Source organism: Kitasatospora sp. NPDC054768 (genome assembly GCF_053612025.1).
In genome coordinates this window covers 46,260-69,122 of the sequence record NZ_JBSHBN010000023.1, presented here as the reverse complement: position 1 = coordinate 69,122, position 22,863 = coordinate 46,260, and the positions used below count along the sequence as shown (strand labels likewise).

Annotated in this window: 20 protein-coding genes, 1 tRNA gene and 1 riboswitch; of the genes, 5 read left to right on the top strand and 16 right to left on the bottom strand. The window is 73.1% G+C overall.

The window, feature by feature from the left end:
- Positions 1 to 28: 28 nt before the first annotated feature.
- The 6 genes from ACWGKU_RS10070 to ACWGKU_RS10045 form a co-directional block, all read right to left on the bottom strand.
- Entirely contained in the window at positions 29 to 535 is a 507-nt protein-coding gene (locus ACWGKU_RS10070; RefSeq protein WP_452177900.1) for a protein-tyrosine phosphatase family protein, read from the bottom strand.
- Positions 536 to 573: 38 nt separating this feature from the next.
- Complete coding sequence (locus ACWGKU_RS10065) at positions 574 to 1,077, bottom strand: DinB family protein (RefSeq protein WP_452177899.1); 504 nt, start codon at positions 1,075 to 1,077, stop codon at positions 574 to 576.
- A gap of 160 nt (positions 1,078 to 1,237) precedes the next feature.
- Entirely contained in the window at positions 1,238 to 1,975 is a 738-nt protein-coding gene (locus ACWGKU_RS10060) for a cobalt-precorrin-6A reductase (protein WP_452177912.1), read from the bottom strand.
- Complete coding sequence (cobM, locus tag ACWGKU_RS10055; protein WP_359901657.1) at positions 1,975 to 2,736, bottom strand: precorrin-4 C(11)-methyltransferase; 762 nt, start codon at positions 2,734 to 2,736, stop codon at positions 1,975 to 1,977. Before cobM ends, ACWGKU_RS10060 begins: the two co-directional genes overlap by 1 nt.
- Entirely contained in the window at positions 2,733 to 3,971 is a 1,239-nt protein-coding gene (gene cbiE, locus ACWGKU_RS10050) for a precorrin-6y C5,15-methyltransferase (decarboxylating) subunit CbiE (RefSeq protein WP_452177898.1), read from the bottom strand. Before cbiE ends, cobM begins: the two co-directional genes overlap by 4 nt.
- Before the next feature lie 88 nt (positions 3,972 to 4,059).
- Positions 4,060 to 4,500: a gamma-glutamylcyclotransferase family protein gene (locus tag ACWGKU_RS10045; protein ID WP_452177897.1), complete on the bottom strand. Its 441-nt coding sequence runs from the start codon at positions 4,498 to 4,500 to the stop codon at positions 4,060 to 4,062.
- A 132-nt stretch (positions 4,501 to 4,632) separates the two neighbouring features.
- On the opposite strand from ACWGKU_RS10045, the gene ACWGKU_RS10040 reads away from it, so the two are divergent.
- The gene (locus tag ACWGKU_RS10040) at positions 4,633 to 5,733 is read left to right on the top strand and encodes an EamA family transporter (protein ID WP_452177896.1); all 1,101 of its coding nucleotides are present in this window, start codon (positions 4,633 to 4,635) and stop codon (positions 5,731 to 5,733) included.
- Positions 5,734 to 5,868: 135 nt separating this feature from the next.
- Here ACWGKU_RS10040 and ACWGKU_RS10035 read toward each other — a convergent pair whose 3' ends face one another.
- The 5 genes from ACWGKU_RS10035 to ACWGKU_RS10015 form a co-directional block, all read right to left on the bottom strand.
- Positions 5,869 to 6,432, bottom strand: a complete 564-nt coding sequence (locus ACWGKU_RS10035) for an EF-hand domain-containing protein (protein ID WP_359901645.1) — start codon at positions 6,430 to 6,432, stop codon at positions 5,869 to 5,871.
- A 211-nt stretch (positions 6,433 to 6,643) separates the two neighbouring features.
- The gene (locus ACWGKU_RS10030; RefSeq protein WP_401053241.1) at positions 6,644 to 8,359 is read right to left on the bottom strand and encodes a dipeptide ABC transporter ATP-binding protein; all 1,716 of its coding nucleotides are present in this window, start codon (positions 8,357 to 8,359) and stop codon (positions 6,644 to 6,646) included.
- Between the two features lie 14 nt (positions 8,360 to 8,373).
- Positions 8,374 to 9,366: an ABC transporter permease gene (locus tag ACWGKU_RS10025; RefSeq protein WP_360338545.1), complete on the bottom strand. Its 993-nt coding sequence runs from the start codon at positions 9,364 to 9,366 to the stop codon at positions 8,374 to 8,376.
- Positions 9,367 to 9,558: 192 nt separating this feature from the next.
- Positions 9,559 to 11,319 (bottom strand): ABC transporter substrate-binding protein, encoded by a 1,761-nt coding sequence (locus ACWGKU_RS10020; protein WP_452177895.1) that lies wholly within the window; start codon positions 11,317 to 11,319, stop codon positions 9,559 to 9,561.
- 74 nt (positions 11,320 to 11,393) lie between these two features.
- Positions 11,394 to 12,374 (bottom strand): ABC transporter permease, encoded by a 981-nt coding sequence (locus ACWGKU_RS10015; protein ID WP_401048299.1) that lies wholly within the window; start codon positions 12,372 to 12,374, stop codon positions 11,394 to 11,396.
- A 305-nt stretch (positions 12,375 to 12,679) separates the two neighbouring features.
- A riboswitch (ZMP/ZTP riboswitch) is annotated at positions 12,680 to 12,776 on the top strand.
- A gap of 19 nt (positions 12,777 to 12,795) precedes the next feature.
- Here ACWGKU_RS10015 and ACWGKU_RS10010 point away from each other — a divergent pair.
- Positions 12,796 to 14,253: a glycine hydroxymethyltransferase gene (locus tag ACWGKU_RS10010; protein WP_380539514.1), complete on the top strand. Its 1,458-nt coding sequence runs from the start codon at positions 12,796 to 12,798 to the stop codon at positions 14,251 to 14,253.
- 165 nt (positions 14,254 to 14,418) lie between these two features.
- Here the strand turns inward: ACWGKU_RS10010 and ACWGKU_RS10005 are convergent, their stop codons facing one another.
- From ACWGKU_RS10005 to ACWGKU_RS09990, 4 genes are all read right to left on the bottom strand, one after another.
- Entirely contained in the window at positions 14,419 to 15,855 is a 1,437-nt protein-coding gene (locus ACWGKU_RS10005; protein ID WP_401048301.1) for an aldehyde dehydrogenase family protein, read from the bottom strand.
- 115 nt (positions 15,856 to 15,970) lie between these two features.
- Positions 15,971 to 16,435 (bottom strand): DUF6624 domain-containing protein, encoded by a 465-nt coding sequence (locus ACWGKU_RS10000; RefSeq protein ID WP_401048305.1) that lies wholly within the window; start codon positions 16,433 to 16,435, stop codon positions 15,971 to 15,973.
- 305 nt (positions 16,436 to 16,740) lie between these two features.
- Complete coding sequence (locus ACWGKU_RS09995; RefSeq protein WP_401048303.1) at positions 16,741 to 18,390, bottom strand: APC family permease; 1,650 nt, start codon at positions 18,388 to 18,390, stop codon at positions 16,741 to 16,743.
- Positions 18,391 to 18,704: 314 nt separating this feature from the next.
- Positions 18,705 to 18,789: transfer RNA gene (locus ACWGKU_RS09990), tRNA-Leu, on the bottom strand.
- 522 nt (positions 18,790 to 19,311) lie between these two features.
- Between ACWGKU_RS09990 and ACWGKU_RS09985 the strand changes: the two genes are divergently transcribed.
- The gene (locus tag ACWGKU_RS09985; protein WP_452177911.1) at positions 19,312 to 19,779 is read left to right on the top strand and encodes an ATP-binding protein; all 468 of its coding nucleotides are present in this window, start codon (positions 19,312 to 19,314) and stop codon (positions 19,777 to 19,779) included.
- Between the two features lie 36 nt (positions 19,780 to 19,815).
- Here the strand turns inward: ACWGKU_RS09985 and idi are convergent, their stop codons facing one another.
- Positions 19,816 to 20,469 (bottom strand): isopentenyl-diphosphate Delta-isomerase, encoded by a 654-nt coding sequence (gene idi / locus ACWGKU_RS09980; RefSeq protein WP_359901625.1) that lies wholly within the window; start codon positions 20,467 to 20,469, stop codon positions 19,816 to 19,818.
- Between the two features lie 585 nt (positions 20,470 to 21,054).
- Here idi and ACWGKU_RS09975 point away from each other — a divergent pair.
- Both ACWGKU_RS09975 and ACWGKU_RS09970 read left to right on the top strand, forming a co-directional pair.
- Positions 21,055 to 21,810 carry a phosphocholine cytidylyltransferase family protein gene (locus ACWGKU_RS09975; RefSeq protein WP_401053196.1) on the top strand — a complete coding sequence of 252 codons (756 nt, stop codon included), beginning with the start codon at positions 21,055 to 21,057 and terminating at the stop codon, positions 21,808 to 21,810.
- Positions 21,798 to 22,859: an iron-containing alcohol dehydrogenase family protein gene (locus tag ACWGKU_RS09970; protein WP_359901620.1), complete on the top strand. Its 1,062-nt coding sequence runs from the start codon at positions 21,798 to 21,800 to the stop codon at positions 22,857 to 22,859. The genes ACWGKU_RS09975 and ACWGKU_RS09970 overlap by 13 nt, the downstream gene beginning before the upstream one ends.
- The last annotated feature ends 4 nt before the right edge of the window (positions 22,860 to 22,863 follow it).

Below are 22,863 nucleotides of genomic sequence, written 5' to 3'. Positions count from 1 at the left end.
GGACGGAACGTCATGTCACTGACCGGCCTCACCCGTTGAGGCCGGTCAGCAGCACGGCGACCTCCAGTCCGGTGTCCAGGTAGTCCACGAACACCGGGTTGTTCAGTGCCGAGGGCGAGCGCCGTTCCCGGACCAGCCGGACCGCCTCGCCGCTCTCGTGGCCGAGGCCGATCAGCGCCTGCGCCGCCACCAGGCCCGAGCGGTTGTACCCCGAGTGGCAGCGCACCAGCGTCCGCCGGCCCCGGCGGACGGCCGCCGCGGTGAGCTCGGCCGCCTCCTGGACGGCGAGCAGCTGACCGGGGGAGAGCGGGGCGTCGGGCACCTCCCGGACGACGTGCTCCACCCCCGGTGCCGGACCGTGCCCGGAACGGGTGAACAGGCTGACCACCAGGTCGAACTCAGCCCGTACGATCGCGAGTTCCAGCTCGCCGCCGGGCCGGGTGAAGTAGTGCCCGCCCATCCAGAGCCCGGGGACGATCTCGTTCCAGGGCTCGGACGGCCCGGGGGTGTCGCGTTCCTTCTGGCGGGTCCGCACGCTCTGCTCGATCCCTCGTCGTCCGGCCGCGTCCGGTGCTACTCGCCGGTGGTGCCGTCGAGGTGCTCGCGGAGCAGATCGGCGTGGCCGTTGTGGCGGGCGTACTCCTCGATCATGTGGGTGAGGATCCAGCGGAGCGAGAAGACCTCGTCGCCGTAGTGGCCCAGGACGTCCAACGACTCGGCGGCGGACACGAGTTCCCGGGCGTGGTCGCACTCCCGGCGCCAGGTCGCGAAGGCCTCGTCGGGGTCGGCGGTGTCGGCGTCGAACTCGGCGAAGGACCCGTCCGGGTGCTTCCAGAAGCCCGGCAGGCCCTCGTCGTCGAGGACGTTGCGGAACCAGCTGCGCTCCACCTCGGCGAGGTGGCGGACCAGCCCGAGCAGGGAGAGCCCGGACGGTTCCAGCACGCGGGCGCGGAGCTGCTCCGCGGTGAGGCCCGCGCACTTCATCGCGAGGGTGTCGCGCTGGTAGTCCAGGAAGCCTGCCAGGGTGGCGCGTTCGTCGGCGGTGCGGGGAGTCTGCGTACGCTGATCATCGGTCATCGGGCCATCCTTCCCGACGTCCACCGGGGCCGCCCCGCAATTTCCGCGGCACGACCGGGCGAGCGGGCACCAGCACGACAGCGAGCGGGCAACAGCACGACGGTGAGCAGCCGCAGCGCCCGGGCCGGCTGGCGCCCGGGCCGTCCAGCGCCCGGGCCGGCTAGCCCAGGTGCTCCAGCCAGCGCAGTGCGCCGGGGACGTCCGGTGCGACCGGGACGCCTCCCGTGACCGGAGGGCGTTCCACGATGATGACGGGCAGGCCGAGTCCGCGCGCGGCGGCCAGCTTGGGGGCGGTCGCGGCGCCGCCGCTGTCCTTGGTGACCAGGACGTCGATGTCGTGTCGGCGCAGCAGTGCCTCTTCGCCGTGGATCGTGAACGGCCCCCGGTCCAGCAGGACTTCGAACGAGGGCGGTACCGGGGGCTCGGGCGGGTCCACCGAGCGGGCGAGGAAGTGGACCCCGTCCAGGTGGGCGAAGGCGCCGACGCCCTGTCGTCCGACGGTGAGGAAGACCCGTTCCCCGCGCCGGGGCAGCAGGTCGGCCGCCGCGGCGAGGGAGGGGACGGGGAGCCAGCGGTCGCCGTCGACGCGGGTGAAGCCGGGGCGGCGCAGCACCAGCAGCGGGACCGCGGTGGCGGCGGCCGCGAGGGCGGCGTTCCGGGAGATGCCGGCGGCGAACGGGTGGGTGGCGTCCACCACCGCGTCCACCTGCTCGGTGCGCAGCCAGTCGGCCAGACCCTCCGGTCCGCCGAAGCCGCCGATCCGTACCTCCCCGGCGGGCAGCCGCGGCTGGGCGACCCGGCCGGCCAGCGAACTGGTGACCCGGTGCGCGGTCGGGGCCAGCTCGGCGGCCAGCGCCCGCCCTTCGGTGGTGCCGCCGAGGATCAGGACGTGCCGCATCACGCCCCGCAGGGCTCGTGCGGGCGCTCGCGGTCCGCCGAGTAGAGGTGGCTGTCGCGGAACTGCTCGGCGGCCAGCGTGCGGCCGACGAGGATGACGGCGGTGCGGACCACGCCCGCCGCCTTGACCTGCTCGGCGATGTCGCCGACGGTGCCGCGCAGCACCAGTTCGTCGGGGCGGCTGGCCATCGCGACCACGGCGGCCGGGCAGTCCGCGCCGTAGTGGGGGAGCAACTGCTCGACCACGTCGTCCACGTAGCCGGCGGCCAGGTGCAGCACCAGCAGGGCGCCGCTGCGGCCGAGGGTGGCGAGGTCCTCGCCCTCGGGCATCGGGGTGGCGCGCTTGGCGATCCGGGTGAGGATGACGGTCTGGCCGACGGTCGGGACGGTCAGCTCCCGCTTCAGCGCGGCCGCGGCGGCGGCGAAGGCGGGCACGCCGGGGACCACCTCGTACGGCACGCCGGCCGCGTCCAGGCGGCGCATCTGCTCGGCGACGGCGGAGAAGACGGACGGGTCGCCGGAGTGCAGCCGGGCCACGTCCTGGCCGGCCCGGTGGGCGGCGACCAGCTCGGCGGTGATCTGGTCCAGGTTGAGCTGGGCGGTGTCGATCAGGCGGGCGCCGGGCGGGCACTCGTCCAGCAGCTCGCGCGGGACGAGGCTGCCCGCGTACAGGCAGACCTCGGCGCGGGCCAGGATGCGCTGGCCGCGCAGGGTGATCAGATCGGCGGCGCCCGGGCCGGCTCCGATGAAGTGGACGGTCACGAGGCGTTCTCCTGAGGGGTTTCGGGCTTGACTGCGGACCACTGGGTGACCGGCATGGCCTGGCGCCACCCGGTGAAGCCGCCCACCGGGACGGCGTGGGAGACGGCGAGTTTGACGAGCTCCCCGCCGTGGCGCCGGTACCACTCGGTGAGCAGCGCCTCGGACTCCAGCGTCACGGTGTTGGCGACGATCCGGCCGCCCGGGCGCAGCGCGGCCCAGCAGGCGTCCAGCAGGCCGGGCGCGGTGAGGCCGCCGCCGATGAACACGGCGTCGGGGGTGGGGAGTTCGGCGAGAGCGGCGGGGGCGGGGCCGGTCGCCACGCGGAGCCGGGGCACCCCGAGTGCGGCGGCGTTGCGGACGATCCGCTCGGCGCGCGCCGGGTCGCGCTCGATGCTGACGGCCCGGCAGTCGCGGTGGGCGCGCAGCCACTCGACGGCGATCGAGCCGGAGCCGCCGCCGACGTCCCAGAGCAGCTCGCCGGGGGAGGGGGCCAGCGTGGCGAGGGTCGCGGCGCGGACGTGGCGCTTGGTGAGCTGGCCGTCGCTCTCGTACGCGGCGTCGGGCAGGCCGGGGACGAGGGAGGTGCGGGGGCCGTCGCCGAGGTCGACGGCGATGACGTTCAGCGGGTCGCCGGGCGGGTGCGGCCAGCCGTCGGCGGGGCCGTCGAGGTGGCGTTCGGCGGGGGCGCCGAGCTGTTCGAGCACCCGCAGGCGGGCGCCGCCGAAGCCGCGGGCGGTGAGCAGCTCGGCGACGGCGGCCGGGGTGGCGGCGTCGGCGCTGAGCACCAGCAGGCGGCGGCCGGGGTGGAGGGCGAGGGAGAGGGCGTCCAGCGGCCGGCCGACCAGGCTGACCACCTCGGTGGCCTCCAGCGGCCAGCCGAGCCGGGCGCAGGCGTAGGAGACGGCGGAGGGGTGCGGCAGGACGCGCAGGCGTTCGGCGCCGACGGTCTCGGCGAGGGTGCGGCCGATGCCGTAGAACATCGGATCACCGCTGGCCAGGACGGCGATGCGGCGGCCGGCGCGGGCGGCGAGCAGTCCGGGGACGGCGGGGCGCAGCGGGGACGGCCAGGGGACGCGCTCGGCGGTGACGTCGTCGTGGGGGAGCAGGTCCAGCTGGCGGGGGCCGCCGACGACGGTCTCGGCCTCCCGCAGCGCGGCCCGGGAGTCGGCGGCGAGGCCGGGCCAGCCGTCGGCCCCGATCCCGACGACGGTGATCGGGGGTGGCAGCTCGGGCACCGGGTGGCTCCTCGTCGTTCGATGGGCCGATGAGCAGGAAATCTCATTGGCCGGGGCAGCCTACCTGGCGGTTGTCATCCGCCACCCGTCATCCCACTCCTCCCCCTTCTGCTCCCCAGTCCCCCGATTCGATCAGCGCTGGCCGCTCCCGCAGCCGTGCCTCGGCCCTCGGTCCGGCGAGGTAGACCCAGGCGTCCCGCAGCTCGCCCGCCGCCGTCCGCACCGCCATCCGCCGCCGCACGTACAGCCCGGTCCCGTCCGCCCGGCAGTCCTCCAGCCGGTCCAGGGCGTCCAGGGCTCCGGCGTACGCGCCCGGGCGTACGGTGACGAGCTCACCCAGGATCCGGCGCCCGGGCGCCGGATCCGGCACCGCGTACGGGAAGCCGGGGCCCTCGTGCAGCGCGGCGCCCTCCAGGACCGCCGGCCGGATCCCGGCGCAGCGTCCGGCCAGGTGGGCGGCGTGATTGCGGCCGCCGCTGCGCAGGGTGCCGTACACGAAGAACGGCAGGGACTCCTCGGATGCGGGCACGGGTTCGACCTCCTCGTCGGGGATCGCCCACCGTACGTCCCGCGGTCCGGGTTCCGATACGGACTGGCGCGCCGGGCCGTCCATGCGCTGTCATGTCGGATGTTCGGCCAGCACCGTCCAAGGGGGACACCCATGACATCGCCCGCTTCACCCTCCCAACCGGCCGCGGATCCCGGTCTGACCCCCGGCGTTCCCGCCCCCGTCCCTACCGACGCCCCCGTCCCTACCGACGCCGCCGTCCCCGCCGACGCCGCCGTCAGGGCCGAGGCGGCCCCCGCCCGCGCCCCCCGCCTCGGCGGCGCGGTCTGGCTGGCCCTCCTCGTGGTCTACATCGTCTGGGGGTCGACGTACCTCGCGATCCGGATCGCCGTGGAGACGATGCCCTCCTTCCTCTCCGCCGCCGCCCGCTTCCTCGTCGCCGGCCTGCTGCTGACCGGCTACCTCCTGGTGCGCCAGGGCCCGGCAGGTCTGAAGGTGACCAAGCGGCAGCTGGCCTCCTCCACCCTGGTCGGCCTGCTGCTGCTGACCGGGGGCAACGGACTGGTGGTCCTGGGCGAGACCTCCGTCCCCTCCGGGCTGGCCGCCCTGCTGGTGGCCGCGGTCCCGCTGTGGATGGTGGTGCTCACGGCGGTCGGCGGCGAGCGCCCGAGGCCCGCCGAGCTGGCCGGGGTGCTGCTCGGACTGGTCGGTCTCGGCGTCCTGTCGGCGCCCGCGATCGGCGGGTCGATCGAGCCGACCGGCGTGATCATGATCATCGCTGCCACCCTGCTCTGGGCGACCGGCTCCTTCGCGACCAAGAAGATCCCGATGCCCGACAACGTGCTGGCCGCGAGCGCCTACCAGATGCTGGTCGGCGGAGTCGGCGACCTGGTGATCGGACTGGGCCGTGGAGAGCAGCACGGGCTGGATCTCGGAACGATCTCCGGGCGGTCCTGGCTGGCCCTCGCCTACCTGGTGATGTTCGGCTCGCTGCTCGCCTTCACCGCGTACGCCTGGCTGCTGCGGTCGGCCCCGCTCACCCTGGTCGCCACCTACGCCTACGTGAACCCGGTGGTCGCGGTGCTGCTGGGCTGGCTGATCCTCGCCGAACCGCTGACCGGCCCGACCCTCGCGGGCGGCGCGATCGTGGTGGCGGGCGTCTGCCTGGTGGTGAGCGTCAGCCGGCGTTCGGGCGGCTCGTCGCGCGGCGGGAGTCCGGCCCGTCCGGTGAAGGAGCCGTCCGCTCGGAGGTGAGCCCGGCCCACCACCACCGCCCCGGACGGCGGCCACGGCATCCACAGCAGTCGTGACGGCCACGGCGTCCACGATGTCAACGGTGGCCCGCCCCCGCGCTTCCGGCTCACGGGGGAGGGCCGTCCGCCGTACGGCTCAGAAGGCGTACGGCGGCTTGCCCGTCCACCAGTTGCCGGGCGCGTCCGGGTCGCGGCTGGTCCAGAACTCGATGATCGCGGTGGTGAACTCGGCGGCGGAGAGCACGCCGTCGCCGTCGGTGTCGAGGTGGCGGAAGGCCTCGTCGGCGTCGTCGCGGGAGAGGCCGGCGAAGTGGCCGCGCTGGAAGACGAAGAACTCACCGGCGTCCACCGTCCCGCTGCGGTCGGCGTCGGCGACGGCGAGGAAGGCCTCGGCGAGCGCGCCGAGGATCTCGCGCGCGGCCTCGGGGTCGTCGGCGAGAGAGCCGGTCGAGGTGACGAACTGCTGACGGGTGATCGCCTCGGTGCCGGCGGGCAGCCGGGCGAGGTGCAGGTCGTGCCAGGTCGTCAGGTAGGCGCGGACTATCACGGCCTCGGCCTCGGAACCCTCCTGATGGCCGAGCGAGCGGGCCACCGAGAGGCCCATCAGGACGTGGTCCCGCTCGGTGAGCAGGCCGTCGCCGTCGGCGTCGAGGTGATCGAAGCCGTGGTTGATCTTTGCGATGAGCAGGTCGTCCGACAAATGTGCCTCCTCGGTTGGTGATTCCTTGCTCGGGTCTCCTACGTCACATCGCCTGCACGCTAGCGTCTTGAGCCGGACCGGCGCAGCCGAACGAACGGCGAACGACCTGCCCGTTCACTTCCACGCCACTCGCCGAGCCGTCCGCCGAGCCGTCCGTCGGGCCGTCCGTCGAGCCGTCCGCCGGGCCACTCGCCGGGCGGCCCGGACCGTCTCAGTGCACCGCCGCCAGCAGCTCCCTCGTGTACGCGGTGTGCGGCGCCTCGAAGAGCTGGTCCCGGTCGGTGGACTCGACCAGCCGGCCCCGGTGCATCACCGCCACCCGGTCGCAGAAGTGCCGCACCACCGCGAGGTCGTGGGAGACGAACAGGAACGCCACGCCGAGCCGTTCGCGCAGCTCCATCAGCAGGTTGAGCACCTGGGCCTGCACCGACACGTCGAGCGCGGAGACCGGCTCGTCGGCGATGATCAGCCGCGGCTGCGGGGCCAGCGCCCGGGCGATGCCGATCCGCTGGCGCTGCCCGCCGGAGAACTCGTGCGGGTAGCGGTCCAGGTGCCCGGCCTCCAGCCCGACCTGCTCCAGCAGTTCGACGGAGCGCTCCCGCCGTTCGGCCGGGCCCAGCGAGGTGTGCAGGCGCAGCGGGGTGTCCAGGGTCCGGCCGATCGTCCGGCGCGGGTTGAGCGAGGCGTACGGGTCCTGGAAGACCAGCTGGATCTCGCGGCTGAGCCGCCTCCGGAGCTCCCGGTCGGGCCGGGTGACGTCCTGGCCGTCGTACAGCACCCTTCCGCCGGTTGGTCGTTGCAGTCCGGCCAGGACCCGCGAGGTGGTGGACTTCCCGGAGCCGGACTCGCCGACCAGCCCGAGTGTCTCGCCGGGGGCGATCCGCAGGCCGACGCCCTCGACCGCCCGGACCGGTTCGGCCCGCAGGCCGGGGAAGCGCCGGCGCCCCGGGAAGTGCACGGACAGGTCGTCCACCTCGACCAGCCAGCGCTCGGGGCGCTCGACGGTCCGCGGCCGGAACGTCCGCGAGGGTGTCGGTTCGTCGACCGTCGGCAGGGCGGTGCCCGGCACCGAGTCCAGCCGGAGCGCCGCGCCCACCAGGGCCCGGGTGTACGGCTCGCGCGGCGCGGCCAGCAGTTCGGCGGTCGGCGCGGACTCGATCCCGGCCCCGCCGCGCATGACCAGCGTGCGGTCCGTCGTCCCGGCGACCACGCCCAGGTCGTGGCTGACCAGCAGCACCGCCGTCCCGTGCTCGCGCTGCAACTCGCCGAGCAGGTCGAGGACCTGCCGTTGGACGCGGGCGTCCAGGGCGGTGGTCGGCTCGTCCGCGATGATCAGCCGGGGGTCGTTCATCAGCGCCATCGCGATCATCACCCGCTGGCGCATGCCGCCGGAGAACTGGTGCGGGTAGTCGCGGCTCCGGGCCGCCGGGATGCCGACCCGGTCGAGCATCTCGGCTGCCCGCCGGCCCGCCTCGGCGCGGCCCGTGCCCGGGTGGTGCAGCCGGTACATCTCGGCGAGCTGGGCACCCACGCCGTGGAAGGGGCTGAGCGAGGTGAGCGCGTCCTGGAAGACCAGCGCGGCCCGTCCGCCCCGCACCCCGCGCAGCGCGGACTCCTCGGCACCGACGACTTCCTGTCCGCCCAGCCGGATCGAGCCGGTGACGGTGGTGGTGCGCGGGTCGTGCAGACCGAGGACGGCGAGCCCGACGGTCGACTTGCCGGAGCCCGACTCGCCGACCAGGCCCAGGACTTCACCCGGCGCGAGGTCGAAGGAGAGGTTCCGGACGGCGGTCACGGGTGCGCCGCCGCGCGGGTCGGCGAAGGCGACGGTCAGGTCGCGGACGCTCAGCACCGGCTCGTCGCTCCCCGCCGCGGTGCCCTTCGCCCCTTCGTGCCGCACGCCGTCCCCGGGAACAGTGGATTTCATCGAAGGACTCCCCATCAGCTCAGCCGCACACGCGGATCGAGCCAGGCGACCGCGAGGTCGGCCAGCGCGACGAACAGCACCATGAAGCAGGCGGCCAGCAACACCGCGCCGACCACGGCGGGCAGGTCCTGCCCGGCGACGGCCTCCGCGGCGAACCGTCCGACCCCGTTCAGCCCGAACACCGTCTCGGTGATCACTGCTCCGCCGAGCAGCACCCCGGCCTCCAGCCCGATCAGCTGCACCAGCGGCCCGGCGGCGCCGCGCGAGGTGTACTTCAGGTGGGCGCGCAGCCGTCCCAGACCCTTGCCGCGGGCCGTGCGGACGTACTCCTCGTTCATCGTCTCCAGCAGCTGCGAGCGCGAAAGCCGGGCGAACACGGCCGAGTTGACGAAGCCGAGGACGAACCAGGGGAGCAGCATCCCGCCCGCCCAGGCGGCCGGGTCGTCGGCCGGCGGAGTGTAGGAGGGCAGCGGCAGCAGCCCGGTGGAGTACACCAGCAGCCACTGCGCGACGTACCCGAGGAAGTAGATCTGCACGCTCGCGCCGACCAGGGTGAAGCCGGAGAGCAGTCGGTCGGTCCGCCGCCCGTGCCGCAGCGCGGAGACGAACCCGGTGCCGAGACCGAACACCAGCAGAACGGCGAGCGCCCCGGCGGTCAGCGAGAGGGTGACGGGCAGGTGGTCGGCCAGTGCCTCGGTGACGGGCTGGTGCAGCCGGTAGGAGTAGCCGAGGCAGGGTGCGTCGCAGTGGATGGTCGAGCCGTCCACGTCGCCGATGTCCCGCCCGGCGACCACTCCGACCAGGTAGTCGGTGTACTGGGTGAGCAGCGGCTGGTCCAGGCCCATGCTCTGGCGCACCGCCGCGACCTGCCCGCTGTCGCAGCGCGGGCCGCAGGCGGCGCGGGCCGGGTCGGCGGGCGCGGCGTAGAAGAGGGCGAAGGCGGCGGCGGAGACCGCGACCAGGACCGCGAGGGCCTGGGCGGTCCGCCGCAGGACGAAGGAGAGCATGGCCGATCCGGGGTCGACGTGACGGGGGGAGGCGCGCGAAGGGCGAGCAGCTGAGCGGGAAGCGGGCGAGAGGGGAGGGCGCGAGAGGGGAGGGCGCGAGAGGGGAGGGCGCGAGAGGGGAGGGGGAAGGGGCCCGCCCCCGTTCCGCCGTGGAACCTGGGGAACCCGGGGAACGGGAGCGGGCCCCGGCACTCAGGACTTCAGGTACAGCCAGGCCAGCGAGACGGTCCCGTAGATCGGGTGGACGAACGCCCCGCCGACGTTGCTGCCGCGCAGCTGGTTGACCGTCGGGTAGGCGAACGGCAGCACCGGCAGGTCCTTCATCACGGTCTGCTCCAGCGCGTACAGCTCCTTGGCCTTGGCGCGGGGTTCGCCGATCTGGTTGATCCGGTCGATCTCCTTGTCGACCTCCGGGTTGCGGTAGCGCGCGGAGTTGATGTCGCTGCCGGCCCGGCCGTCGAAGGAGAACGGGACGAGGGTGGACGGGGTCGGCCAGTCGACCGAGCTGGTCTCCTCGAACAGGTCGTACGGGGAGTCGGTGCGGTGCACCTCGTCCAGGAAGGCCTTGGGGTCGACCGGCTTGGGCACGACGGTGATCCCGGCCTTGCCGAAGCCCTCGACCAGCACCTGCGCGACGCGCTGCCCGGTCGGGGTGTTCCGGTACGCGTAGGTCAGGCTCCCGGGCGCCTGCTCGGCCTTGGCGAGCGCGGCCCTGGCGGCCTCCGGGTCGCCCTCGGGCCTGGCCGGGTAGAGGTCGTACTTCTGGTAGTCGATCAGCGCGGGGGAGCTCAGCGTGGTGGCCAGCTCGCCGGTCCGGGCACCGCCCTGGACCTGGCGGGCCTGCTGGCGCGGGTAGGCCAGGTGCAGCGCCTTGCGGACCTCGACGTCCGGCACCCGCGCGTTGTTGATCATCAGCTGGGTGACGAAGGCGCCCTGCCGCCCGGAGACCACCAGTTCCTTGGCCTTCGGGTCGGTGTCGGTGGTCTGGTACAGCTCGGCGGAGAGGGTGTCGGAGGCGGTGGTGGCGTTGGCGCCGCCGTCCCGTCCGGAGAGGATCTCCTGGTTGAGGTTGAGCGCCTCCTTGCCGTACGTGAAGACGAACTTCTCCGGGTACTGGCTGCGGATCGGGTCCGTCTCGGGCTTCCAGGCCGGGTTGCGCTCCAGCACCATGCGGGTGTTCTGGACGTGCTCGACGATCCGGTACGGCCCGGTCGCGAACGGCAGTCGGTCGTAGTCCGTCCCGGTGTCCTTGTCCCGGCGCACCGGGGAGGAGGAGGACTGCGCGGCCATGTACGGGACGTCGGCCTGCGGCTGCGGGAAGTGGAAGACGATCGTGCGCTCGTCCGGCGTCTCGATCGCGTCCAGGTCGCCGGCCTGCGGGCCCGCGTACTTGGTGCGCGCCGCCTCGTAGCCGGCCTCGCCGGTGAGCCACTGCGGCCAGTACGGCGGGCCGACCTCGTAGCCCTTGCCGAAGGTGCGCTCGATGCCGTACTTGACGTCCTGGGCGGTGATCGGCTGCCCGTCCTCCCAGGCGACGCCCGGCTTGAGGCGGTACGTCCAGGTGCGGCCGCCGTCGGCCGGGGTGCCGGTGTCGGTGGCCAGGTCGCCGACCAGCTTGGCCTTGCCGTCCACGACCTGGTACTGGGTCAGCTGGCGGCCCCAGAGCAGCGAGGCGTTGTAGGTGGCGCCCGCGTAGACCTTCTGCGGGTCGAGGTGGCGGAACTCCACGCTGTTGTACACGTTCACCGTGCCGCCCGCGCGGGCGCCCGGGACGGCCGGGGCCGGGCCGGCGCTCTCCTGCTCGCTGCCGAGCACGGCGGTCAGCGGGGAGGTCTCCTTGGCGGAGGCCCCGGCGGCGCCGCCGGAGCCGGTGGTGCTGCCCGCGCCGGCCGAGCAGGAGGTCGCCAGCAGGGCGGTGGCGATGACGGCGAGGGACGGTCTGGTCCAGCGCATGGCGAATCTCTCCTTGCCCCGGCGGATCGTGCCGGGGCGGGCTCGGGTTGATGGATGAGAGGAGGCGAGGGGGCTCAGCGGGCAGTGCGGGCGCGCGGGTCCAGCGCGTCCCGGACGGCGTCGCCGAGCAGGTTGAAGGCGATGACGAACAGCAGCAGCGCCACGCCGGGGAACACCATGTAGGTGGGGTCGGCCTGGAAGACCTCGGAGCCGCGCGCGATCATCCGCCCCCAGTCCGGGACCGGCTCGGTGATGCCGACGCCGAGGAAGGACAGCGCGGCCTCGGAGGCCACGAAGGTCGGCACCGCCATGGTGGCGTGCACCAGCAGCTGCGAGCGCACATTCGGCAGAAGTTCGTGGACGACGACATGGAACCGGCCGGCGCCCTGGGCCCGTGCGGACTGCACGAAATCCCTTTCCCGGAGTGAGCGGACGGTGGCCCGCAGGGAAAGCGCGAGCGGAATCCAGCCGAACGCCGAGAAAACCAGGATCAGCACCAGGAACTGCATCCACTCCGGTTCCGCGGTGCCCGGGTCGACCAAACGGGACTGGATCACCGGGCTGAGCGCGAGCAGCAGGAGCAGCGTGGGAAAGGCCAGCAGCACATTCGCGAGGAATCCGAACAGCCGGTCCGTGATCCCGCCCAGGTAGCCGACCGCGACGCCGGCCAGCACGCCCAGGGTGGTGGTCACCGCGGCGGCCGCGAAGGCGATCAGCAGCGAGGTGCGGATGCCGTACAGCAGCTGGGTGAAGACGTCCCGGCCGAGGCCGGGCTCCAGGCCGAACCAGAAGTCGCCGGAGATCCCGCCGTTCGGCAGCATCGGCAGTCCGCTGTCGCTGAGCAGGCCCGGGACGTTCTGGCCGTAGTGGTCGACCGGGTTCTTCCCGTACAGCGCGGCGACCAGCGGGGCGCCGAGGGCGAGCAGCAGGAACAGCACCACCACCGCCAGGGCGGCGGCGCCGACCCGGTCCCGCAGGATCCGGCGGAGCAGGCCGGGGTCGGCGGCGGGCGCGGGCCCGGCCGTGGTGCCTGGGACGGTGTCGACCGCTGCCATGAGGCGTAACCCCCGAATTCTCCGCCGCCCCATGGGTGAGGGTGCGCTGGTGTGCATTTCCGGTACGGCGTACCGGGGTTTTCCCGGCGGCCGTTCGAGCGCCATTGGATCGGATGCGTCCGAGGTTCCGCAAATCACCTTCGACGGTCGTTCTGGTCATTCCTGCGGAACTGTTTCGGGATATGTGGCGGCTTCATTTCGCCGAAACACCGGCGTTGCAAAAGAACGGACATAGCGGAACATAGCGGACTGCCTGTTCCGCATTCTGAGACCTCCGCCACAGTCCCTCCGGTGTTGGTACGATCCCGGTGGGCCGCAACTGGCGCGTAGGGATGGAATCAACCATCGGGAAGCGGCCCCGTGAATCCTCACGTGAACTTGCCGAGCGCCTGGGCCCCCGCATCCCCACCAGGAGACCGCCATGGCCCAGCAGCCCCACACCGCCGCCTCCGCCGCGGCCGACACCGCCTTCCGCAGCGCCCTCGACGTGGTCGCCGGCGTCGAACCCCGGATCGCCGCCGCCATCGGCCAGGAGCTGGCGGACCAGCGCGCCTCGCTCAAGCTGATCGCCAGCGAGAACTACGCCTCCCCGGCGGTCCTGCTCACCATGGGCAACTGGCTCAGCGACAAGTACGCCGAGGGCACCGTCGGCCGCCGCTTCTACGCGGGCTGCCGCAACGTCGACACCGTCGAGAGCATCGCCGCCGAGCACGCCCGCGAACTGTTCGGCGCCGACCACGCCTACGTCCAGCCGCACTCCGGCATCGACGCCAACCTCACCGCCTTCTGGGCCGTCCTCTCCCAGCGGGTCGAGAGCCCGGCCCTGGAGCGCGCCGCGGTGCGCAACGTCAACGACCTCACCGAGGAGGACTGGGCGCGGCTGCGCCAGGAGCTCGGCAACCAGCGGATGCTCGGCATGTCCCTGGACACCGGCGGCCACCTCACCCACGGCTTCCGGCCCAACATCTCGGGCAAGATGTTCGAGCAGCGCAGCTACGGCACCGACCCGGCCACCGGCCTGATCGACTACGACGCGCTGCGCGAGACCGCCCGCGAGTTCCGCCCGCTGATCATCGTCGCCGGCTACTCCGCCTACCCGCGCCTGGTGAACTTCCGCAGGATGCGCGAGATCGCGGACGAGGTCGGCGCTACCCTCATGGTCGACATGGCGCACTTCGCCGGCCTGGTCGCGGGCAAGGTGCTGACCGGCGACCACGACCCGGTCCCGCACGCCCACATCGTCACCACCACCACCCACAAGTCCCTGCGCGGCCCGCGCGGCGGCATGGTGCTGTGCCAGTCCGAACTGGCCGAGCACGTCGACCGCGGCTGCCCGCTGGTGCTCGGCGGTCCGCTCTCGCACGTCATGGCCGCCAAGGCGGTCGCCCTCGCCGAGGCCCGCCGCCCCGAGTTCCAGGCCTACGCCCGCGCCGTCGTCGCCAACGCCCAGGCGCTCGCCGAGGGCCTGCTGCGCCGCGGCGGCAAGCTGGTCACCGGCGGTACCGACAACCACCTGGTCCTCGCCGACGTCTCCGGCTACGGCCTGACCGGCCGCCAGGCCGAGGCGGCCCTGCTCGACTCGGGCATCGTCACCAACCGCAACTCCGTCCCGCTGGACCCGAACGGCGCCTGGTACACCTCGGGCGTCCGCCTCGGCACCCCGGCCCTCACCACCCGCGGCCTCGGCACCGCGGAGATGGACGAGATCGCCGACCTGATCCACACCGTCCTGAGCGCCACCACCCCCACCACCACGGCCAAGGGCTCCCCGTCCAAGGCCGCCTACAGCCTGGACGCCGCCCTGCGCGACGCCACCGCCAAGCGCGCCGCCGACCTGCTCGCCCCGTACCCGCTCTACCCGGGCGTCGACCTGGCCTGACGGCGGACGGCAGACGGCGAACAGATGACAGATTTCGAAATCTGTCATCTGTTCGCTGAAATCTGAAAGTTGTCAGTTGTCAGCCGTTCGCCGGGCCCCGCCCGGCCTCCGGCCCCGCCCCGCCCGGCCTCCACCTCCCCGGGCGCGGGCGACGGCCCGGTGCGGCTAGTACTGCAGGGACTTGTACTGGAGGAACTCCTCCAGCCCGTGGCGGCCCAGCTCCCGGCCGAGGCCCGAGTTCTTGTAGCCGCCGAAGGGCGCGAGCGGGTTGAAGCGGCCGCCGTTGAGGTCCACCTGGCCGGTGTCGAGGCGGCGGGCGAAGGCGGCGGCGGTGTCGGTGTCGCGGGCCCAGACGCCGCCGCCCAGGCCGTACGGGGTGCCGTTGGCGAGTTCGGCGGCGTGGTCCTCGTCGCGGTAGCGGAGGATCGCCAGGACCGGGCCGAAGACCTCCTCCTGGGCCACCGTCATCTCCGGGGTCACGTCGGCGAGCACGGTCGGGCGGACGTAGTAGCCGGTGGGCAGCTCGGCGACGGGCTCCGAGCCGCCGACGACGAGCCGGGCGCCCTCGGCCAGCGCGCCGTCGATGTAGCCGCGCACCCGGTCCAGCTGCCTGGCGTTGACCAGCGGGCCGATCCGGGTCCGCGGGTCGGTCGGGTCGCCCGGCCGGTACTGGGCGGCGAGCTCCTCGGCCCGGGCGACCGCCTCGTCGTACTGGTCCTCGTGCACCAGCAGCCGGGTCAGCGCGCTGCAGGTCTGGCCCGAGTTGGCGAAGACGTTGGCGACGTTGGCCTTGACCGCGCGGGCCAGGTCGGCGCCCGGCAGCACCACGTTGGCCGACTTGCCGCCCAGTTCCAGGGAGACCCGCTTCAGCCCCCGGCCGGCCGTCTCGGCGATCTGCCGGCCGACGGCGGTGGAGCCGGTGAAGGAGACCAGGTCCACTTCCCGGTGCCCGACGAGCGCCGCGCCCGCCACCGCGCCGGTGCCGGTCACCAGGTGGAAGGTGCCCGCCGGGAAGCCGGCCTCGTGCACCAGCCGGGCGAACAGCCGGGCCACCAGCGGGGTGTCCTCGGCCGGCTTGAGGACCACCGGGCAGCCGGCCGCCAGCGCCGGGACGGCCTTGGCCACGATCTGGTGCAGCGGGTAGTTCCAGGGCGTGATCGCCGCGACCACCCCGGCCGGCTCGGCGTGCACCACCGAGTTGCCGATCCGCTCCTCGAAGGGGTGTTCGGCGAGCAGGGTCAGGTAGGAGGTCGCCACGGCGAGCGGCAGCCCGGCGTGCACGGCCCCGGCGAAGCCGACCGGCGAGCCCAGCTCGGCGACGACGGTCTCGGTGATCTCGTTCTGCGCGGCGGCGATCCCGTCCCGCAGCCGGGTCAGCAGGGCCAGCCGCTCCTCGCGGGTGGTGGAGCCCCAGCTCCGGGCCGCCCGGCGGGCCGCCGTCACCGCCGCGTCGACGTCGGCCGGACCGCCGGCCGGCACCGTGGCCAGTACCTGCTCGGTCGCCGGGTTCAGCACGGTGATCGACCCGGTGTCACCGGAGGGCCGCCACTCGCCGTCGATGTACTGGTCGCCGTGCTTCGGGTACTGCGCGTACTGCCGCACCGATCGTCCTCTCGTCCACTCAGCCGACCCTTGACCAGCAGCGCTGGTCGGAGGCCAGTCAATGCGGCGCGGACGGCCGCGCGCAAGAGTCAATCCCGCCCGGCGGACGTGACGGTTACTTCGGGGCGAACCGCGCGGTGTACTCGTCGAACGGCTCGATGCCCACCTCGGCGCGCCGCTCGTCCAGCCGCTCGGGCTCCTCGCAGGGCCACGGCACCGGGCGGCCGTCCGTCACCGCGCCGATCTGCGTCCCGTAGCGCTGCTCCCGGCCCTCGTTGACCGCCAGCCGGTCCTGGAGGAAGGCCAGGTCGCGGGCGCTCGCCTCGCCCCTGGCGACGGCCACGCCCATCAGCGCCGCGGCCTGCCGCTGGACGTCGAGCTGCCGGTCCGCGTGCTGCGCCACCAGCCAGGCCGCCCGGGCGGCCTCGGGGCCGACGGTGCGCTCGGTCGGCCAGCCGTGCGCCGCCATGATCTCCGCGAGCCGGTCCCCGTGCCGGGCGGTGAGCCGGCGCCAGGCCGCCTGCTCGGCCAGGTCGGGGCTGTTCGCCAGCCGGGCGGCCGCGCCGTCCTCGGCCATCATTCCGGTCAGTTCCCGCACGAGGGCCGGATCCTGACCGTACTGCTGTGCTTCCGTCACGTCGACGACGCTCCCTGCCCGGGCCCTCCCGTCGAGGACCGCCCGCGACCACGCTAGGCGCGGAAACCGCGACGAAGATCATCCCCGAAGACGGTGACCGGGGGGTGCCCGCCACGGCAGCATGGACGTACACCGGGAACGGAGCGCACCGGGAACGGTGCGCACCGCGCACGGTCCCCGCGAACGCCGAAGGGCCGGTCGGAGGATTCCGACCGGCCCTTCACCGTGAGTTCACGCGCTCAGGCGCCTCAGACCCGCGAGGGCTCCGCGGCGTCGTCCGGCGCGGCGCTCCGCGCCTCCTCCGCCATCTCCTGGCGGACCGCGGCCAGCGAGGGGTTGGCCCAGGCGCTGGCGACGCCCCAGCGGTAGAACGCCAGCCCGATCGCGGCGACGATCAGCAGGTCCCAGCCCTCCGGCAGGTAGTCGTGCCCGCCGAAGTCGGCGCTGCCCGCCCAGGAGACGCCGGCCATCACGAACAGGTACGCGACCATCCAGGCGCCCGCCTTCAGGTGCGGCTTCAGCTCGGCGAACGGCTTGCGCAGCTCGTACCAGGCCCAGATCGGCAGACCGGCGGCCATCAGCAGGATGACCTTGCCGGTGAGCGGCCAGCGGGCCCAGTAGAGCACCAGCGAGCCGAACACCATCGCGACCGGGGCGATCACCGGCATGGCGCGCAGCCGGACCGGCCGGGGCAGGTCCGGGGCCAGGCGGCGCAGCGCCATCACGGCGACCGGGCCGGTGATGTACGAGATCACGGTGGCCACCGAGACGATCTCGGCCAGCGAGCCCCAGCCGCGGAAGACCGCGAGGAACAGGAAGGCGACCACCAGGTTGAGCACCAGCGCCGGGCGCGGGATGCCGGTCTTGGCGTCGACCTTGCCGAAGATCTTGGGCAGGTGGCCGTTCTCCTGCACGCCGTGGATCATGCGCGAGGTGGTGGCGGCGTAGATCATGCCGGTGCCGGAGGGCGAGATGAAGGCGTCCGCGTACAGCGTGATCGCCAGCCAGTTCAGGCCCCAGGCGATGGCCAGGTCGGCCAGCGGCGAGGTGTAGGAGAGGTTGCTCCACCCGTTCGCCAGGTCGCCGCCGGGGATGGCGCCGAGGAAGGCGATCTGCAGCGCGACGTAGATCACCAGGGCGATCAGGATCGAGCCGATGACGGCCTTCGGCAGCGACTTGCCGGGGTTGCGGGCCTCGCCGGCCAGGTTGAGCGGGGACTGGAAGCCGTTGAAGGCCCAGACGATGCCGGAGACCGCGACGGCGGTGAACACCGAGCTCCAGCCGTTCGGCGCGAAGCCGCCGTGGTCGGTGAAGTGGGCGGTGTCGAAGTGCGCGAAGAGCAGCGCACCGGCGGTCACCGTCGGGACGACGACCTTGAAGACGGTGATCGCGGTGTTGGTCTTGGCGAACAGCGTGATCGCGAACCAGTTGAGGGCGAAGTAGACGAGCAGCAGCACGCTGGCCAGCGCCACTCCGCTGAGGGTCAGCTCCTTGCCGTCGAACAACCCCTGTGCCCAGCCGAAGTGCCAGGAGCTCATGTACTGCACGGAGGCGGTGGCCTCACCCGGGATGACCGAGACGATGGCGATCCAGTTGGCCCAGGCGGCCAGGTAGCCGGCCAGCGACCCGTGCGAGTACTGGCCGTACCGGACCATGCCGCCGGCCTTGGGGAACATCGAGCCCAGCTCGCTGTAGGTGAGCGCGATGGTCAGCGCCACCGCGGCACCGATCACCCAGGCGAGGATCGAGGCGGGTCCGGCGAGCTTGGCGGCCCGCTCGGCACCGAACAACCACCCGGAGCCGATGATCGACCCCAGCCCGACCGCGGTCAGGCTGATCGTGCCGAGCGATCGGCGGTAGTTCTGGTGTGATGCCGTCGACGATTCGGGCTCACTCAACGTATCGGTCCTCTCGCTCGTGGTTCATCGGGTGGTGTCGGTGTTTTTGCGATTTTGAGTCGGTATTTCGGACAAACGGAGAGCAGCCTATGTTCCGAAAACGGGCGAATACCTCAGAGGAAGCTCAAACCGTCCGATTGTTGCCATCTCGTGTCCGGCGTCCGGGCCGGTGCGGACCGGCGAGGAGACCGAGGCCACAGTGCCCGGAAGGGGTGGTGGCCGGGGATGGCGACCGGGGCCCGCCCGGGAAAGGGGCGGCCCGAAAAACGAAATTCCCCGTGGGTGCCTTTCGGCTCCCACGGGGAATTCGGCTGTGTCCGAGGGGGGACTTGAACCCCCACGCCCGATAAAGGGCACTAGCACCTCAAGCTAGCGCGTCTGCCATTCCGCCACCCGGACCGGGTGTGTGCTTCGGGGGTTTTTCCTCGCCCCCTCGGCGACAGAGAGAACATTACCAGGGTTCTGGAGTGCTTCTCACCTGCGCTTCCTCGGGGCGGGGCCACCGGACATCCTGGTCCGAGGCCCGTCCGGCCCCCGCGGGCCGCGTCGCCCGGGCCGTACCGCGCCCGCGGCGAGCCAGGAGCCTGCCCGGAACGCGGCCCGTACCGACCGCACACGGCCCGGAACGCGGCCCGCACAGGTTGGTACGGCCTGGGAACGCGCTCGAATCCGGCCCGAACCGGTGGCGTCCGCGAAGGAACCGGTCGACTCCCGCACCGGCCGCGGTCGGTTGCGGCCGGAACCGGTCCGACACGGGCAACTTGTCGACGGTGCCACGGCCGCCGCGACGGCTCTCGTAGCGTCTGTGGACCGAGGGCGCCATGAAGCGGATCGCCTGATTCCCGGGTCGCGGACGAAGGGCGGCTGGACGTGGAGCAGATCAGCGGAGCGGCGAAGGCCGAACCGAGACGCGACAGGCGGATGGAGGGCCGGGGCGGGGCCACGGTCTCCGGAGGCCCCGCCGAGGGCGTGTGGCGCTTCCCGGCGCCCGCCACCGAGGCCTCGGTGCCGCTCACCCGGCACGCGGTGCGGGACCGTCTGCTGGCCCAGGGCATGACCGGGGTGCGCTACCAGGAGCTGGTGGACGACCTGCTGCTGATCGTCTCGGAGCTGGTGAGCAACGCGGTGACGCACGCCGCCGAGCTGTCCCCCGAGGTGGTCACCGAGCTGTCGGTGCGCCGGGCCTCGGTGCGGGTGTCGGTCGAGGACGGCGATCCGTACCGGCCGAAGGCACTGGAGAACGACACCGCGAGCACCGGCGGGCGCGGCCTGCTGCTGGTGAAGAGCGTCACCCTGCAGGCCGGCGGGGTGTGCGACGTCGAACACACGGGGGAGGGCGGCAAGGTCATCTGGGCCTCGCTGCCCGTCCCCCCGGAGCCCGGCCACTGACCGGCCGGGCCGACGGCCGGAGCGGCCGGACCGGGACTACCAGTCCCGCCCGGCGATCTCCCGGATGCCCGGCAGCGCGGCCTCGAAGACCGTCTCGAACCAGACCGAGAACGGCCGCTCCGCCCGCAGCTCCCGCAGCTCCTGCGCGGTCACGAAGGCGAAGTCGTCCACCTCCTCCGGGTCCGGCTCGACCGGCGCGGTGACGAGTCCCACGAACAGGTGGTTCCACTCCCGCTCGATCAGCCCGGAGGCCTCGTCCGGCAGGTCGTAGCGGACGGTGCCCGCCTCGCACAGCAGCGCCGGCGCGACGCCCAGCTCCTCGGCGGTGCGTCGGGCGGCGGCGACGAACGGCGGCTCGTCCGGGTACGGGTGGCCGCAGCAGGTGTTCGACCAGACGCCGGGGGAGTGGTACTTACCGAGCGCCCGGCGCTGGAGCAGCAGCCGGCCCTGGCGGTCGAACAGGAAGACGGAGAAGGCCCGGTGCAGACGGCCCGGCTGCTGGTGGGCCCAGAGCTTCTCGCCGGTGCCGATCGTGACGCCCTCGTCGTCGACCAGTTCCAGCAGGATCTCGGCTCCGGCCGGGGCGGATCCGGTGGCCCGGGGGTCGACCGTGACATCGGTCTCCACGTCGAGACCGGTGTCGATCTCGGCAGCGAAGTGCGTCGGGTCGGTCGGCAGACTCTGGGGCATGGGGCCTCTTTCGGGAGCGGGAGCAACGGGAGCATCGGGTGTCTCCGACGCACCGGGTGGAGTGCGGCGGACACAGCAGGGGCACCGGCGCCGGCGTCGGGCTCCAGTCTGCCGTATGGGTGGCACTCGCCAGGGGCCCCACGCACAACCGGACGGATCATGACCCGGAGGAATCGGAAACCGGCCAGAGAAGGATCCGGGAAGCCCCCGAAAGGGGCACGGAATTCGCAGAACCGTTCGCCGCGCGTTCGGAGCCCGTTCGACCGGCCCGGCGGAGCCGGTGCGGAACCCGGGCCGCTCCACCGCCGCCCCGGGCCGCTCCACCGCCACCGCGGCCGCCGTTCGCCCCGCCCGCCGCCCGGGGCCCGCCGCCCCGTCGGCCGTCCTGTCGGCCGCCCCGGGCCCACGGGCGCGTTCTGGCCGGTCGCCCCGGTCGCCTACCATCACATACGACACGGTGCCCGGATCTGTGCCGGCACCGGCGCGCCGCCGCCCGCCCCGGTCGAACGCCGGTCCGGGCGAACCGGTGGCGCCGCCGACCTCCGGCACAGATCCGCGCACAGCACGACGGATCAGGAGACCCGCATGATCGGCCTCGTTCTGGCAGCCGGCGCCGGCCGCCGGCTGCGCCCGTACACCGACACCCTGCCCAAGGCTCTGGTGCCGGTCGACGGGGAACGGACCGTCCTGGACCTTACGCTCGGCAACTTCGCCGAGGTCGGACTGCGCGAGGCCGCGATCGTCGTCGGCTACCGCAAGGAGGCGGTGTACGACCGCAAGGACGCGCTGGAGAACAAGTACGGCGTCAAGCTCCACCTGGTCGAGAACGACAAGGCCGAGGAGTGGAACAACGCCTACTCGCTGTGGTGCGCCCGCGAGCTGTTCGCCGAGGGCCTGCTGCTCGCCAACGGCGACACCGTCCACCCGGTCTCCGTCCAGCGGACCATGCTGGAGGGCAACCGGCGACTGACCGAGTGCGGCACCGCCCCCGGCATCCTGCTCGCCCTCGACACGGTGAAGAAGCTCGCCGACGAGGAGATGAAGGTGATCGTCGACCCGGCCACGGGCATGCGCCGCATCACCAAGCTGATGGAGCCGGCCGAGGCGACCGGCGAGTACATCGGCGTCACGGTGATCAACCCGTCCGCCGCCGCCGACCTGACCGACGCGCTGCGCGCCACCTACGAGCGCGACCCGCAGCTGTACTACGAGGACGGCTACCAGGAGATGGTGAACCGCGGCCTGCGGATCGACGTGCAGCCGATCGGCGAGGTCTCCTGGGTCGAGGTCGACAACCACGACGACCTGGCGAAGGCGCGGGAGATCGCGTGCCGGTACTGACCCGACTGGTTCCGTCGCCGCTGTTCGTCGAGATCCGCCCGGGCGCGCTGGACGCGCTCGGCGGCATCCTCGCGGACCAGCGGCTGTCGGCCTCGGGCCGGATCGCGGTCGCGATCAGCAACGGCTCCGGCTCGGCCATGCGCCGTCGCCTGGAGCCGGCCCTGCCCGGAGCCGACTGGTACAACGTGGACGACGGCAGCCTGGACAGCGCGGTGCGGCTGGCCGAGGCGATGCGCGGCGGGCACTACGACGCGATCGTGGGCCTCGGCGGCGGCAAGATCATCGACGCCGCCAAGTACGCCGCGGCCCGGGTCGGCCTGCCGCTGGTCGCGGTCGCCACCAACCTGGCCCACGACGGCATCTGCTCGCCGGTCTCCACCCTGGACAACGACGCCGGGCGCGGCTCCTACGGGGTGCCCAGCCCGATCGGCATCGTGGTCGACCTGGACGTGATCCGGCAGGCCCCGCCGCGCTTCGTGGCGGCCGGCGTGGGCGACGTCGTCTCCAACATCTCCGCGTGCGCGGACTGGGAGCTGTCGCACGCGGTGACCGGTGAACCGGTGGACGGACTGGCCGTGGCGATGGCCCGCTCGGCGGGCGAGAACCTGCTGCGGCACCCGGGCGGCACCCAGGACCAGGACCTCCTGACGGCGCTCGCCGAGGCCCTGGTACTGTCCGGCATCGCGATGAACATCGCGGGCAGCACCCGGCCCTCGTCGGGTGCCTGCCACGAGATCTCGCATGCCCTGGACGTGCTGTATCCCAAGCGGTCCGCCCAGCACGGCGAGCAGGTCGGCCTCGGCGCCGCCTTCGCCAGCTTCCTGCGGGGCGAGCGCGAGCTGACCGGTCTGATCGTGGAGCGCCTGGCGAGCCACGGACTGCCGGTGACCGCCGCTCAGATCGGCTTCACCGAGGCGGAGTTCACCGAAGCGGTGCACTACGCTCCGAACACCCGACCGGGGCGCTTCACCATCCTCGAACACCTCGACCTCTCCCCTTCCGCAATCAGGGACGCGTACGCCGACTATGTCCAAGCCGTCAACAGCTGACCCC